The 316-nt window shown below is 30.4% G+C and carries 1 protein-coding gene; it reads right to left on the reverse strand.

Annotation, left to right across the window (positions count from 1 at the left end; translation table 11 throughout):
- Positions 1–316: SulP family inorganic anion transporter (locus IU405_RS00285; protein ID WP_262894622.1), on the reverse strand; the 316-nt coding region annotated here is incomplete at both ends.

A 316-nucleotide genomic window follows, 5' to 3' on the forward strand; every position in this document is an offset into this window, starting at 1 on the left:
ACTGAGAACATTGTCCCAAAAAATGATAATCAACAAACTAATAATTCCTATTAGAGCAGCTCCAGGAGTTACATTATCAATGATAGAAAATAATTCTGAAAAAGTATTTCCTCCATCAGTTTCAAAAAACTCTAAATCCCAAGCTGATTCTTCATCATACCCAAAAAAATTGGGAATTTGTTTTAAAATAATAATGATTCCAATTCCAGTAAGCATTCCTTTAATCACAGAAGATGGGAAAAAATATCCTATAATTCCTGCTTTTAAAACACCAAACAATAATTGAATACATCCACCTAAAACAACAGCAACAAGG

Origin of the sequence: Polaribacter sp. BAL334 (assembly GCF_015767435.1) — a bacterium.
In the GTDB taxonomy this organism is placed as follows: domain Bacteria; phylum Bacteroidota; class Bacteroidia; order Flavobacteriales; family Flavobacteriaceae; genus Polaribacter.